Origin of the sequence: Klebsiella sp. C239 (assembly GCF_048822715.1) — a bacterium.
Classification (GTDB): Bacteria; Pseudomonadota; Gammaproteobacteria; order Enterobacterales; family Enterobacteriaceae; genus Klebsiella; species Klebsiella quasipneumoniae.
Map to the genome: position 1 here is coordinate 19,059 of NZ_JBMEZK010000012.1, position 12,437 is coordinate 31,495.

A 12,437-nucleotide genomic window follows, 5' to 3' on the forward strand; every position below is an offset into this window, starting at 1 on the left:
GAGCAGGAGTAAAAACGTGATGTCAGTGTCGCTCTTGAGTCGAAACGTTGCTCGCAAGCTTCTGTTTATTCAGTTACTGGCAGTAATGGCAAGTGGACTGCTGTTTAGCCTCAAAGACCCCTTCTGGGGCATTTCCGCGGTATGCGGCGGTTTGGCAGTGGTTTTGCCAAACCTGATGTTTATGATTTTTGCCTGGCGTCATCAGGCGCATACACCAGCAAAAGGCCGTGTGGCCTGGACCTTCGCCTTCGGTGAAGCCTTCAAGGTGTTGCTGACCTTCGCCCTCCTGGCGGTGGCGCTGGCCGTTTTAAAAGTGGTATTTTTGCCACTGATCGTGACGTGGGTTTTGGTGCTGGTGGTACAAGTTCTGGCGCCAGCTGTAATCAACAACAAAGGGTAAAAGGCATCATGGCTTCAGAAAATATGACGCCGCAGGAATACATAGGTCACCATCTGAACAACCTTCAGATTGATCTGCGTACTTTCTCGCTGGTGGATCCGCACAACCCCCCGGCCACCTTCTGGACGCTCAACATTGACTCCATGTTCTTCTCGGTGGTTCTCGGTCTGCTGTTCCTGGCCATGTTCCGTAGCGTTGCTAAGAAAGCGACCAGCGGCGTACCAGGGAAATTCCAGACCTTCATCGAAATGATCATCGGCTTCGTCCATGGCAGCGTCAAAGACATGTACCATGGCAAGAGCAAGGTTATCGCGCCGCTGGCGCTGACCGTGTTCGTCTGGGTCTTCCTGATGAACCTGATGGACCTGCTGCCAATCGACCTGCTTCCTTATATCGGCGAACACATTTTCGGCCTGCCTGCACTGCGCGTGGTTCCGTCTGCTGACGTGAACATCACCCTGTCGATGGCGCTTGGCGTGTTCATCCTGATTATTTTCTACAGCATCAAAATGAAAGGCGTAGGTGGGTTCGTTAAAGAACTGACCATGCAGCCGTTCAATCACTGGGCGTTCATTCCTGTCAACTTAATCCTTGAAGGGGTAAGCCTGCTGTCCAAACCGGTCTCTCTCGGTCTGCGACTGTTCGGCAACATGTATGCCGGTGAGCTGATTTTCATTCTGATTGCTGGTCTGTTGCCGTGGTGGTCACAGTGGGTTCTGAATGTGCCTTGGGCCATTTTCCACATCCTGATTATTACGCTGCAAGCCTTCATCTTCATGGTTCTGACGATTGTCTATCTGTCGATGGCGTCTGAAGAGCATTGATTTTTACCAACACTACTACGTTTTAACTGAAACAAACTGGAGACTGTCATGGAAAACCTGAATATGGATCTGCTGTACATGGCTGCCGCTGTGATGATGGGTCTGGCGGCAATCGGTGCTGCGATCGGTATCGGCATCCTCGGAGGTAAATTCCTGGAAGGCGCAGCGCGTCAGCCGGATCTGATCCCTCTGCTGCGTACTCAGTTCTTTATCGTTATGGGTCTGGTGGATGCTATCCCGATGATCGCTGTAGGTCTGGGTCTGTACGTGATGTTCGCCGTCGCGTAGTAAGTTGTTAGAAACCTAAGCCACAGAGTTAATTAAAGAGGTATTGTGCTGTGAACATGAACGCAACAATCCTCGGCCAGGCCATCGCGTTTGTTATCTTCGTATGGTTCTGCATGAAGTACGTATGGCCGCCTTTAATGGCTGCCATCGAAAAACGCCAGAAAGAGATTTCTGACGGTTTAGCTTCTGCAGAACGCGCTAAGAAAGATTTGGACCTTGCACAGGCCAACGCGACCGACCAGCTGAAAAAAGCGAAAGCGGAAGCCCAGGTAATCATTGAGCAGGCGAACAAGCGCCGCTCTCAGATTCTGGACGAAGCTAAAGCTGAAGCAGAACAGGAACGCACCAAAATCGTTGCACAAGCGCAGGCTGAAATTGATGCTGAGCGTAAACGTGCACGCGAGGAGCTGCGTAAGCAGGTCGCTATCCTGGCTGTTGCTGGCGCCGAGAAGATCATCGAACGTTCCGTGGATGAAGCTGCTAACAGCGACATCGTGGATAAACTTGTCGCTGAACTGTAAGGAGGGAGGGGCTGATGTCTGAATTTGTAACGGTAGCTCGCCCCTACGCCAAAGCAGCTTTTGACTTTGCCGTCGAACACAACAGTGTTGAACGCTGGCAGGATATGCTGGCGTTTGCCGCCGAAGTGACCAAAAACGACCAAATGGCAGAGCTTCTCTCCGGTGCTTTGGCGCCGGAAACGCTCTCAGAAGCGTTTATCGCTATCTGCGGCGAGCAACTTGACGAAAACGGCCAGAACCTGATTAAGGTGATGGCGGAAAATAATCGTCTGAAGGTGCTCCCGGACGTTCTTGAGCAATTCATTCACCTGCGCGCGGCCAGTGAGGCCATCGCAGAGGTAGAAGTCATATCTGCCAACCAACTGAGTGATGAACAGCTTGCCAGGATCGTCAGCGCGATGGAAAAACGTCTGTCACGCAAAGTTAAGCTGAATTGCAAAATCGATAAGTCTGTTATGGCAGGTATTATCATCCGTGCGGGTGATATGGTCATTGATGGCAGCGTACGCGGCCGTCTTGATCGCCTTGCAGACGTCTTGCAGTCTTAAGGGGACTGGAGCATGCAACTGAATTCCACCGAAATCAGCGAACTGATCAAGCAGCGCATTGCTCAGTTCAATGTTGTGAGCGAAGCTCATAACGAAGGTACTATTGTTTCTGTAAGTGACGGTGTTATCCGCATCCACGGCCTTGCCGAATGTATGCAGGGTGAGATGATCTCCCTGCCGGGTAACCGTTACGCTATCGCACTGAACCTGGAGCGCGACTCCGTTGGTGCGGTGGTGATGGGTCCGTACGCTGACCTCGCCGAAGGCATGAAGGTGAAATGTACTGGCCGTATCCTGGAAGTTCCGGTTGGCCGTGGCCTGCTGGGCCGCGTGGTTAACACCCTGGGCGCGCCAATTGATGGTAAAGGTCCGCTGGAAAACGACGGTTTCTCCGCCGTTGAAGCGATCGCGCCGGGCGTAATCGAACGTCAGTCCGTCGATCAGCCGGTACAGACCGGTTATAAATCCGTTGACGCCATGATCCCAATCGGTCGTGGTCAGCGTGAACTGATCATCGGCGACCGTCAGACCGGTAAAACTGCGCTGGCTATCGATGCCATCATCAACCAGCGTGATTCCGGCATCAAGTGCGTCTATGTTGCTATCGGCCAGAAAGCGTCCACCATCTCTAACGTGGTGCGTAAACTGGAAGAGCACGGCGCGCTGGCTAACACCATCGTGGTGGTAGCGACTGCATCCGAATCTGCTGCACTGCAATACCTGGCGCCATACGCGGGTTGCGCAATGGGCGAATACTTCCGCGACCGCGGTGAAGATGCGCTGATCGTTTACGATGACCTGTCTAAACAGGCTGTTGCTTATCGTCAGATCTCCCTGCTGCTCCGTCGTCCGCCAGGACGTGAAGCGTTCCCGGGCGACGTATTCTACCTCCACTCTCGTCTGCTGGAGCGTGCTGCGCGTGTTAACGCCGAATACGTTGAAGCCTTCACCAAAGGTGAAGTGAAAGGGAAAACCGGTTCTCTGACCGCGCTGCCGATTATCGAAACCCAGGCGGGTGACGTTTCCGCGTTCGTTCCGACCAACGTAATCTCCATTACCGATGGTCAGATCTTCCTGGAAACCAACCTGTTCAACGCCGGTATTCGTCCTGCGGTTAACCCGGGTATCTCGGTATCCCGTGTGGGTGGTGCAGCGCAGACCAAGATCATGAAGAAACTGTCCGGTGGTATCCGTACCGCGCTGGCGCAGTATCGTGAACTGGCGGCGTTCTCCCAGTTTGCATCCGACCTTGACGATGCAACCCGCAAACAGCTGGACCACGGTCAGAAAGTGACCGAACTGCTGAAACAGAAACAGTATGCGCCGATGTCCGTCGCGCAGCAGTCTCTGGTTCTGTTCGCAGCAGAACGTGGTTATCTGGCTGATGTAGAACTGGCGAAAATCGGTAGCTTCGAAGCCGCTCTGCTGGCTTACGTCGACCGTGATCACGCTCCGCTGATGCAAGAGATTAACCAGTCCGGTGGCTATAACGACGAAATCGAAGGCAAGCTGAAAGGCATCCTCGATTCCTTCAAAGCAACCCAGTCCTGGTAACGTCTGGCGGTCTGTCTTAGGGCAGGCCGCAAGGCATTGAGGAGAAGCTCATGGCCGGCGCAAAAGAGATACGTAGTAAGATCGCAAGCGTCCAGAACACGCAAAAGATCACTAAAGCGATGGAGATGGTCGCCGCTTCCAAAATGCGTAAATCGCAGGAGCGCATGGCGGCCAGCCGTCCTTACGCAGATACTATGCGCAAAGTGATTGGTCACCTTGCGAACGGTAATCTGGAATATAAGCACCCTTACCTGGAAGAACGCGACGTTAAGCGCGTGGGCTACCTGGTGGTGTCGACCGACCGTGGTTTGTGCGGCGGCTTGAACATTAACCTGTTCAAGAAACTGCTGGCGGAAATGAAAGCATGGTCCGATAAAGGCGTTCAGTGCGACCTCGCAATGATCGGCTCTAAGGGCGTCTCTTTCTTTAACTCCGTTGGCGGCAACGTCGTTGCACAGGTGACCGGTATGGGGGATAACCCATCCCTGTCCGAACTGATCGGCCCGGTAAAAGTGATGTTGCAGGCCTATGATGAAGGCCGTCTGGACAAGCTGTACGTTGTCAGCAACAAATTTATTAACACCATGTCTCAGGTTCCGACGATCACTCAGCTGCTGCCGTTACCGGCATCAGAAGACGCTGATCTGAAACGTAAATCCTGGGATTACCTGTATGAGCCCGATCCGAAAGCGCTGCTGGATACCCTCCTGCGCCGCTACGTCGAGTCTCAGGTTTATCAGGGCGTGGTTGAAAACCTGGCCAGCGAGCAGGCCGCCCGTATGGTGGCGATGAAAGCCGCGACCGATAATGGCGGCAGCCTGATTAAAGAGCTGCAGTTGGTATACAACAAAGCTCGTCAGGCCAGCATTACTCAGGAACTCACCGAGATCGTCTCGGGGGCCGCCGCGGTTTAACCAGGTTATTTCGTAGAGGATTTAAGATGGCTACTGGAAAGATTGTCCAGGTAATCGGCGCCGTGGTCGACGTCGAGTTCCCTCAGGATGCCGTACCACGCGTGTACGAAGCCCTTGAGGTACAGAATGGTAATGAAGTTCTGGTGCTGGAAGTTCAGCAGCAGCTGGGCGGCGGTATCGTGCGTACCATCGCCATGGGTTCTTCCGATGGTCTGCGCCGCGGTCTGGATGTAAAAGACCTCGAGCACCCGATCGAAGTCCCGGTTGGTAAAGCTACGCTGGGTCGTATCATGAACGTACTGGGTCAACCGGTCGACATGAAAGGCGACATCGGCGAAGAAGAGCGTTGGGCTATCCACCGCGCAGCACCGTCTTATGAAGAGCTGTCCAGCTCTCAGGAACTGCTGGAAACCGGCATCAAAGTTATCGACCTGATGTGTCCGTTCGCGAAGGGCGGTAAAGTCGGTCTGTTCGGTGGCGCGGGTGTAGGTAAAACCGTAAACATGATGGAGCTGATCCGTAACATCGCGATCGAGCACTCCGGTTACTCCGTGTTTGCGGGCGTAGGTGAACGTACTCGTGAGGGGAACGACTTCTACCACGAAATGACCGACTCCAACGTTATCGACAAAGTATCCCTGGTGTATGGCCAGATGAACGAGCCGCCGGGAAACCGTCTGCGCGTTGCGCTGACCGGCCTGACCATGGCTGAGAAGTTCCGTGACGAAGGTCGTGACGTACTGCTGTTCGTCGATAACATCTATCGTTACACCCTGGCCGGTACGGAAGTATCCGCACTGCTGGGTCGTATGCCTTCAGCGGTAGGTTACCAGCCGACCCTGGCGGAAGAGATGGGCGTTCTGCAGGAACGTATCACCTCCACCAAAACCGGCTCTATCACTTCCGTACAGGCGGTATACGTACCGGCGGATGACTTAACTGACCCATCCCCAGCCACTACCTTTGCTCACTTAGATGCAACCGTAGTACTGAGCCGTCAGATCGCATCCCTGGGTATCTACCCGGCCGTTGACCCGCTGGACTCCACCAGCCGTCAGCTGGATCCGCTGGTTGTTGGTCAGGAGCACTACGACACCGCTCGTGGCGTTCAGTCCATTCTGCAGCGTTATCAGGAACTGAAAGACATTATCGCCATCCTGGGTATGGATGAACTGTCTGAAGAAGATAAACTGGTGGTAGCTCGCGCACGTAAGATCCAGCGCTTCCTGTCCCAGCCGTTCTTCGTGGCAGAAGTATTTACCGGTTCTCCGGGCAAATACGTCTCCCTGAAAGACACCATCCGTGGCTTTAAAGGCATCATGGAAGGCGAATACGATCACCTGCCGGAGCAGGCGTTCTACATGGTCGGTTCTATCGACGAAGCCGTGGAAAAAGCCAAAAAACTTTAACGCCTTAATCGGAGGGTGATATGGCAATGACTTACCACCTGGACGTCGTCAGCGCAGAGAAACAAATGTTCTCTGGTCTGGTCGAGAAAATCCAGGTAACGGGTAGCGAAGGTGAACTGGGTATTTACCCGGGGCACGCGCCGCTGCTCACCGCCATTAAGCCTGGTATGATTCGCATCGTTAAGCAGCACGGTCACGAAGAATTTATCTACCTGTCAGGCGGCATTCTTGAAGTGCAGCCGGGTAGCACGACCGTCCTGGCGGATACCGCAATTCGTGGCCAGGATCTCGACGAAGCGCGAGCCCTGGAAGCGAAACGTAAGGCTGAAGAGCACATTAAGAGCTCTCATGGTGACGTGGATTACGCTCAGGCGTCCGCGGAACTGGCCAAAGCGATCGCTAAACTGCGCGTTATCGAGTTGACCAAAAAAGCGATGTAACACCGGCTTGAACGTAAAAAGCCAGTCTGGTTTCCAGGCTGGCTTTTTTTATGGCTAGCTGCTGACGAGCAGATGAAGTGAAAACAGAGTTCACCCTTAATTGTTATTGATTAGTTAAATGATGAAGCGTAGACTCTGTTTTATGTGATGTATGTCACATAAAAGAGCGTTATCAAATTGCACCTGCGTCAGGAATTCATCATGAAACTGTTCCATAAAATCATCGCTAAATTTAGCGTCCTGAGCTTCTAAGCTCCGCGCTATCTCCCCCGCTGACACGACGTATCGCCCATCAAAACGACAACACTGGCGATGTGAAACCGGGCAAAGAAGGTCACCTGACGGTGGCCTTTCGTTTTTAATCACTACATCAATCACTTTGCCGCCCTCCCCCCGCCAGCGACTGGTGACGATTATCCTGGTTCTTCCCGCTATGGGTGCTGAAAACCGCTTTCCGCAGCGGCTTTATTCAGGTGGCGAAAAAACAGCAAAAGCAGTGAGATAGTCAATGATTATCCTCCCTACCCTCCTTTTTCAGCGTTAAACTGATTTGCAGTGGTTAAAAATAGCGTCATAAAATGGTGTATAGCGGTGAGCCTGGACGTTTTCTCCACGTCTCGTTTTATGATGAAAAATATGTAGAAATTTCAACGTGAAAGGCTTTTACTTTTCGTTCTAACTACCGTCAGGATGAGTATGTCAAATAGTGCGATGAGCGTGGTTATCCTTGCCGCAGGCAAAGGGACCCGCATGTATTCCGATCTTCCTAAGGTGCTGCATACCCTGGCCGGGAAGCCAATGGTGCAGCATGTCATTGATGCCGCTAACGATTTAGGCGCATGTGCGGTACACCTGGTGTACGGCCACGGCGGCGATCTGCTGCGTCAGACGCTGCATGAAGACAACCTGAACTGGGTGCTGCAGGCCGAGCAGCTAGGAACCGGGCACGCCATGCAGCAGGCGGCGCCGTTCTTCAATGATGATGAAGACATCCTGATGCTCTACGGCGACGTGCCGCTGATCTCCGTCGAGACGCTACAGCGCCTGCGCGCCGCGAAACCGCTGGGCGGGATTGGTCTGCTGACGGTGAAGCTGGATGATCCAACCGGCTATGGCCGCATTACCCGTGAGAATGGCCAGGTGACAGGCATCGTTGAGCACAAAGATGCCAGCGAGGCGCAGCGCCAGATTCAGGAAATTAACACCGGGATCCTGATCGCCGGCGGAGCAGATCTCAAGCGCTGGCTGGCGAAGCTCACCAATAACAACGCCCAGGGCGAATACTACATCACCGATGTCATCGCCATGGCGCATCAGGAAGGTCACGAGATCGTTGCCGTGCATCCCCAGCGCCTGAGCGAAGTCGAAGGCGTCAACAATCGCCTGCAGCTTGCGCGCCTGGAGCGCGTCTACCAGGCTGAGCAAGCGGAAAAGCTGCTGCTGGCGGGGGTGATGTTGCGCGATCCGGCGCGTTTCGATCTGCGCGGTACGCTGCAGCACGGGCGCGATGTGGAGATCGATACTAACGTTATTCTGCAAGGCCGCGTCGTGCTGGGCGATCGCGTGAAAATCGGCGCCGGCTGTGTGATTAAAAACAGCACTATCGGCGATGATTGCGAAATCAGCCCCTACAGCGTGGTGGAAGATGCCCAGCTGCAGGCGGCCTGCACCATCGGCCCATTTGCCCGTCTGCGCCCGGGCGCCGAACTGCTGGAAGGCGCCCACGTTGGCAACTTCGTGGAAATGAAAAAGGCGCGTCTCGGCAAAGGCTCCAAGGCGGGTCATCTGACCTATCTGGGCGATGCGGAGATCGGTGATAACGTCAATATCGGCGCGGGCACCATCACCTGCAACTATGATGGCGCGAATAAACATAAAACGATTATTGGCGATGATGTCTTTGTCGGCTCGGATACCCAGCTGGTGGCCCCGGTCACGGTAGGCAACGGCGTCACGATCGCCGCCGGCACCACCGTCACACGCAATATCGCCGATAACGAACTGGTGTTGAGCCGTGTACCGCAGGTCCACAAACAGGGCTGGCAGCGTCCGGTGAAGAAAAAATAAACAGGATTGTCGCCGGGGGTGAAAAACGCCCGGCGAACCAGGATGAGAGGGTCAATATAGATCCCCGTCCGCAGGCAGTACCATAACAATAACCCCACTCTCTACAAGGCTCGGGGCGCCCGGAAAACGGGCAAATACAGGTCAGCGACAACGCATGGCATATCGCCATTATCAGGAAATTTAACTATGTGTGGAATTGTTGGCGCAGTCGCGCAGCGTGATATTGCTGAAATCCTTCTCGAAGGTTTACGTCGTCTGGAATACCGTGGCTATGACTCTGCCGGTCTGGCGGTAGTCGACAGCGAAGGTCATATGACCCGCGTGCGTCGCCTGGGTAAGGTACAGATGCTGGCTCAGGCGGTCGAAGAGCAACCGTTACACGGTGGTACCGGGATCGCCCATACTCGTTGGGCGACGCACGGCGAACCGTCTGAGAGCAATGCGCATCCGCATGTTTCTGAACACATTGTGGTGGTCCATAACGGGATCATCGAAAACCACGAGCCGCTGCGCGCACTGCTGCAGTCTCGCGGCTATGTCTTCGTCACTGAGACCGATACCGAAGTTATCGCCCATCTGGTGCACTGGGAGCTGGAACAAGGTGGTACCTTACGTGAAGCCGTGCTGCGCGCCATCCCGCAGCTGCGCGGCGCCTACGGCACCGTCATCATGGATACCCGCGACCCGGGAACTCTGCTGGCGGCCCGCTCCGGTAGCCCACTGGTTATCGGTCTGGGCATGGGTGAAAACTTTATCGCCTCCGACCAGCTGGCGCTGCTGCCGGTTACCCGCCGCTTCATCTTCCTCGAAGAGGGCGATATTGCGGAAGTGACTCGTCGCTCGGTGGTGATTTTCGATAAATCCGCTGCGCAAGTGAAGCGCCAGGAGATCGAATCCAATCTGCAGTATGACGCCGGCGATAAAGGTATCTATCGCCACTATATGCAGAAAGAGATTTTCGAACAGCCGAACGCGATTAAGAACACCCTGACCGGGCGTATCAGCCACGGCGAAGTCGATCTCAGCGAGCTGGGGCCGAACGCCAATGAAATGCTGGCTCAGGTCGAACATATTCAGATTGTTGCCTGCGGGACTTCCTATAACTCCGGGATGGTCTCCCGCTACTGGTTTGAAGCGTTAGCCGGCGTGCCGTGCGATGTGGAAATCGCCTCCGAATTCCGCTATCGCAAGTCCGCGGTGCGTCGTAACAGCCTGATGATCACCCTTTCCCAGTCCGGTGAAACTGCCGATACGCTGGCGGCGCTGCGATTGTCGAAAGAGCTGGGCTATCTCGGCTCGCTGGCCATCTGCAACGTGCCGGGCTCGTCGCTGGTGCGCGAATCCGATCTGGCGCTGATGACCAAAGCCGGAACGGAAATTGGCGTGGCCTCGACCAAGGCCTTTACCACTCAGCTGACGGTGCTGCTGATGCTGGTGGCGAAACTGGCGCGATTGAAAGGTCAGGATGCGTCCATTGAGCATGATATCGTCCACGGCCTGCAGGCGCTGCCGAGTCGTATCGAGCAGATGCTCTCTCAGGACAAGCGTATTGAGCAGCTGGCAGAGCGTTTCTCTGATAAGCACCATGCGCTGTTCCTCGGCCGCGGCGATCAGTATCCGATCGCCATGGAAGGGGCGCTGAAGCTGAAAGAGATCTCCTACATTCACGCGGAAGCCTACGCGGCGGGCGAGCTGAAACACGGCCCGCTGGCGCTGATTGATGCGGAAATGCCGGTGATCGTGGTGGCGCCGAACAACGAGCTGCTGGAAAAACTGAAATCCAACATCGAAGAAGTTCGCGCCCGCGGCGGTGAGCTGTACGTCTTCGCCGACGGTGACGCCGGCTTCAACGGCAGCGACAACATGCACATCATTGAGATGCCGCATGTCGAAGAGACCATCGCCCCCATCTTCTACACCGTGCCGCTGCAGCTGCTGGCTTATCACGTTGCGCTGATCAAAGGCACAGACGTTGATCAGCCGCGTAACCTGGCGAAATCGGTCACGGTTGAGTAACGTATTACCTCTTTGCAAAGGGCTGCCGGCGGTGGCCCTTTTTTATTTTCACCTGCTGTTTTTCGCCGATCTTGTGCGCAATATGTGGGATGGCGATAGACGACAAACGATCGTTTTGCACTGCGATTTGGCTGTCATAAAAAGAAAATTATTCCGTCATTGTATGGTCATGCTTGCAAGTAACCATTTGAGTTATAAGCGTATTATTTGACGCAAAATCCCGTCTCCCGGCCTGTCATAAAACTGTCATAATTCGTACATTTTACTGTCACCTCTTTGACCTATTTTGCTCACCATAGCCTCGAAACAATGATTTACGAATCCCAGCAGGAGACATTATGAACGTTATGCGTACCACCGTCGCAACAGTTGTCGCCGCGACCTTATCGATGAGCGCTTTCTCTGCTTTCGCAGCAGCAAGCCTGACTGGCGCAGGTGCAACTTTTCCTGCGCCGGTGTATGCCAAATGGGCTGACACCTATCAGAAAGAAACCGGCAATAAAGTGAACTACCAGGGTATTGGTTCCTCTGGTGGCGTTAAGCAGATTATTGCCAACACCGTTGATTTCGGTGCTTCTGATGCTCCGCTGGCTGATGACAAACTGACCCAGGAAGGTCTGTTCCAGTTCCCGACCGTGATCGGCGGCGTGGTGCTGGCGGTTAACCTGCCTGGCGTGAAATCCGGCGAGCTGGTGCTGGATGGCAAAACCCTCGGCGATATCTATCTGGGTAAAATTAAAAAATGGGATGACGAAGCGCTCGCTAAACTCAACCCGGGTCTGAAGCTGCCGTCGCAGAATATCGCCGTGGTTCGCCGCGCCGATGGTTCCGGTACCTCCTTCGTCTTCACCAGCTACCTATCCAAAGTGAATGAAGAGTGGAAATCGAAAATCGGCGCAGGCTCTACCGTTAACTGGCCAACCGGTCTTGGCGGTAAAGGCAACGACGGTATCGCCGCCTTTGTTCAGCGTCTGCCGGGCTCGATTGGTTACGTCGAATACGCTTACGCCAAACAAAACAATCTGGCGTACACCAAACTGGTCTCTGCCGATGGCAAACCGGTTAGCCCGACTGAAGACAACTTCGCTAACGCCGCAAAAGGCGTTGACTGGAGCAAGTCTTTCGCTCAGGACCTGACTAACCAGAAGGGTGAAAATGCATGGCCGATCACCTCAACCACCTTCATCCTGGTGCATAAGGCGACTAACAAGCCTGAGCAGACCGCTGAAGTGCTGAAGTTCTTCGACTGGGCGTATAAAAACGGCGGGAAAGAAGCGAATGCGCTGGATTACGCATCGCTGCCGGAAAGCGTGGTTGAGCAGGTTCGTGCGGCATGGAAAACCAACGTCAAAGACAGCAGCGGTAAAGCGCTGTACTAACAGTAGATTTTTGACGAAGATGGCGGGGGCGTTCAGCGCTGCCCGCCCTACGGTTCAGACTGTAGGCCCGGAAGCGA

General features: G+C 54.4%; 12 protein-coding genes. All 12 read left to right on the plus strand.

Annotated features, from left to right (window positions below; all coding sequences use genetic code 11):
• Nucleotides 1-19 precede the first annotated feature (19 nt).
• The 12 genes from atpI (at nt 20) to pstS (ending at nt 12,360) form a co-directional block, all read left to right on the plus strand.
• A complete protein-coding gene (gene atpI / locus ACOI6Z_RS23705; RefSeq protein WP_004202310.1) occupies nt 20-400 on the plus strand; it encodes a F0F1 ATP synthase subunit I in 381 nt (126 codons plus the stop codon).
• An 8-nt stretch (nt 401-408) separates the two neighbouring features.
• Nucleotides 409-1,224, plus strand: coding sequence for a F0F1 ATP synthase subunit A (gene atpB, locus ACOI6Z_RS23710; protein WP_023291475.1), 816 nt, complete (start codon nt 409-411; stop codon nt 1,222-1,224).
• A gap of 48 nt (nt 1,225-1,272) precedes the next feature.
• A complete protein-coding gene (gene atpE / locus ACOI6Z_RS23715) occupies nt 1,273-1,512 on the plus strand; it encodes a F0F1 ATP synthase subunit C (protein ID WP_000429386.1) in 240 nt (79 codons plus the stop codon).
• 50 nt (nt 1,513-1,562) lie between these two features.
• Nucleotides 1,563-2,033, plus strand: a complete 471-nt coding sequence (gene atpF / locus ACOI6Z_RS23720) for a F0F1 ATP synthase subunit B (protein WP_004107293.1) — start codon at nt 1,563-1,565, stop codon at nt 2,031-2,033.
• Nucleotides 2,034-2,047: 14 nt separating this feature from the next.
• Nucleotides 2,048-2,581, plus strand: coding sequence for a F0F1 ATP synthase subunit delta (atpH, locus tag ACOI6Z_RS23725; protein ID WP_004202307.1), 534 nt, complete (start codon nt 2,048-2,050; stop codon nt 2,579-2,581).
• A 12-nt stretch (nt 2,582-2,593) separates the two neighbouring features.
• Nucleotides 2,594-4,135 carry a F0F1 ATP synthase subunit alpha gene (gene atpA / locus ACOI6Z_RS23730; protein ID WP_004144995.1) on the plus strand — a complete coding sequence of 514 codons (1,542 nt, stop codon included), beginning with the start codon at nt 2,594-2,596 and terminating at the stop codon, nt 4,133-4,135.
• 50 nt (nt 4,136-4,185) lie between these two features.
• Entirely contained in the window at nt 4,186-5,049 is an 864-nt protein-coding gene (gene atpG / locus ACOI6Z_RS23735; RefSeq protein ID WP_004144996.1) for a F0F1 ATP synthase subunit gamma, read from the plus strand.
• A gap of 26 nt (nt 5,050-5,075) precedes the next feature.
• On the plus strand, nt 5,076-6,458 hold the full coding sequence (gene atpD, locus ACOI6Z_RS23740) for a F0F1 ATP synthase subunit beta (protein ID WP_023291474.1): 1,383 nt from the start codon (nt 5,076-5,078) through the stop codon (nt 6,456-6,458).
• 20 nt (nt 6,459-6,478) lie between these two features.
• Nucleotides 6,479-6,898, plus strand: coding sequence for a F0F1 ATP synthase subunit epsilon (locus ACOI6Z_RS23745; protein WP_004107274.1), 420 nt, complete (start codon nt 6,479-6,481; stop codon nt 6,896-6,898).
• A 696-nt stretch (nt 6,899-7,594) separates the two neighbouring features.
• Complete coding sequence (gene glmU / locus ACOI6Z_RS23750) at nt 7,595-8,965, plus strand: bifunctional UDP-N-acetylglucosamine diphosphorylase/glucosamine-1-phosphate N-acetyltransferase GlmU (RefSeq protein ID WP_420687529.1); 1,371 nt, start codon at nt 7,595-7,597, stop codon at nt 8,963-8,965.
• A gap of 186 nt (nt 8,966-9,151) precedes the next feature.
• Nucleotides 9,152-10,981, plus strand: a complete 1,830-nt coding sequence (glmS, locus tag ACOI6Z_RS23755) for a glutamine--fructose-6-phosphate transaminase (isomerizing) (RefSeq protein WP_023291472.1) — start codon at nt 9,152-9,154, stop codon at nt 10,979-10,981.
• A gap of 338 nt (nt 10,982-11,319) precedes the next feature.
• Nucleotides 11,320-12,360, plus strand: coding sequence for a phosphate ABC transporter substrate-binding protein PstS (gene pstS / locus ACOI6Z_RS23760; protein ID WP_420687530.1), 1,041 nt, complete (start codon nt 11,320-11,322; stop codon nt 12,358-12,360).
• Nucleotides 12,361-12,437: the final 77 nt, after the last annotated feature.

Bases quoted from the DNA above. Each gene is read 5' to 3' on its own strand.
- atpA (WP_004144995.1), top strand. From the start codon at position 2,594: ATGCAACTGAATTCCACCGAAATCAGCGAACTGATCAAGCAGCGCATT.
- atpH (WP_004202307.1), top strand. From the start codon at position 2,048: ATGTCTGAATTTGTAACGGTAGCTCGCCCCTACGCCAAAGCAGCTTTT.
- atpB (WP_023291475.1), top strand. From the start codon at position 409: ATGGCTTCAGAAAATATGACGCCGCAGGAATACATAGGTCACCATCTG.
- ACOI6Z_RS23745 (WP_004107274.1), top strand. From the start codon at position 6,479: ATGGCAATGACTTACCACCTGGACGTCGTCAGCGCAGAGAAACAAATG.
- atpG (WP_004144996.1), top strand. From the start codon at position 4,186: ATGGCCGGCGCAAAAGAGATACGTAGTAAGATCGCAAGCGTCCAGAAC.
- atpE (WP_000429386.1), top strand. From the start codon at position 1,273: ATGGAAAACCTGAATATGGATCTGCTGTACATGGCTGCCGCTGTGATG.
- glmU (WP_420687529.1), top strand. From the start codon at position 7,595: ATGTCAAATAGTGCGATGAGCGTGGTTATCCTTGCCGCAGGCAAAGGG.
- glmS (WP_023291472.1), top strand. From the start codon at position 9,152: ATGTGTGGAATTGTTGGCGCAGTCGCGCAGCGTGATATTGCTGAAATC.
- pstS (WP_420687530.1), top strand. From the start codon at position 11,320: ATGAACGTTATGCGTACCACCGTCGCAACAGTTGTCGCCGCGACCTTA.
- atpD (WP_023291474.1), top strand. From the start codon at position 5,076: ATGGCTACTGGAAAGATTGTCCAGGTAATCGGCGCCGTGGTCGACGTC.
- atpI (WP_004202310.1), top strand. From the start codon at position 20: ATGTCAGTGTCGCTCTTGAGTCGAAACGTTGCTCGCAAGCTTCTGTTT.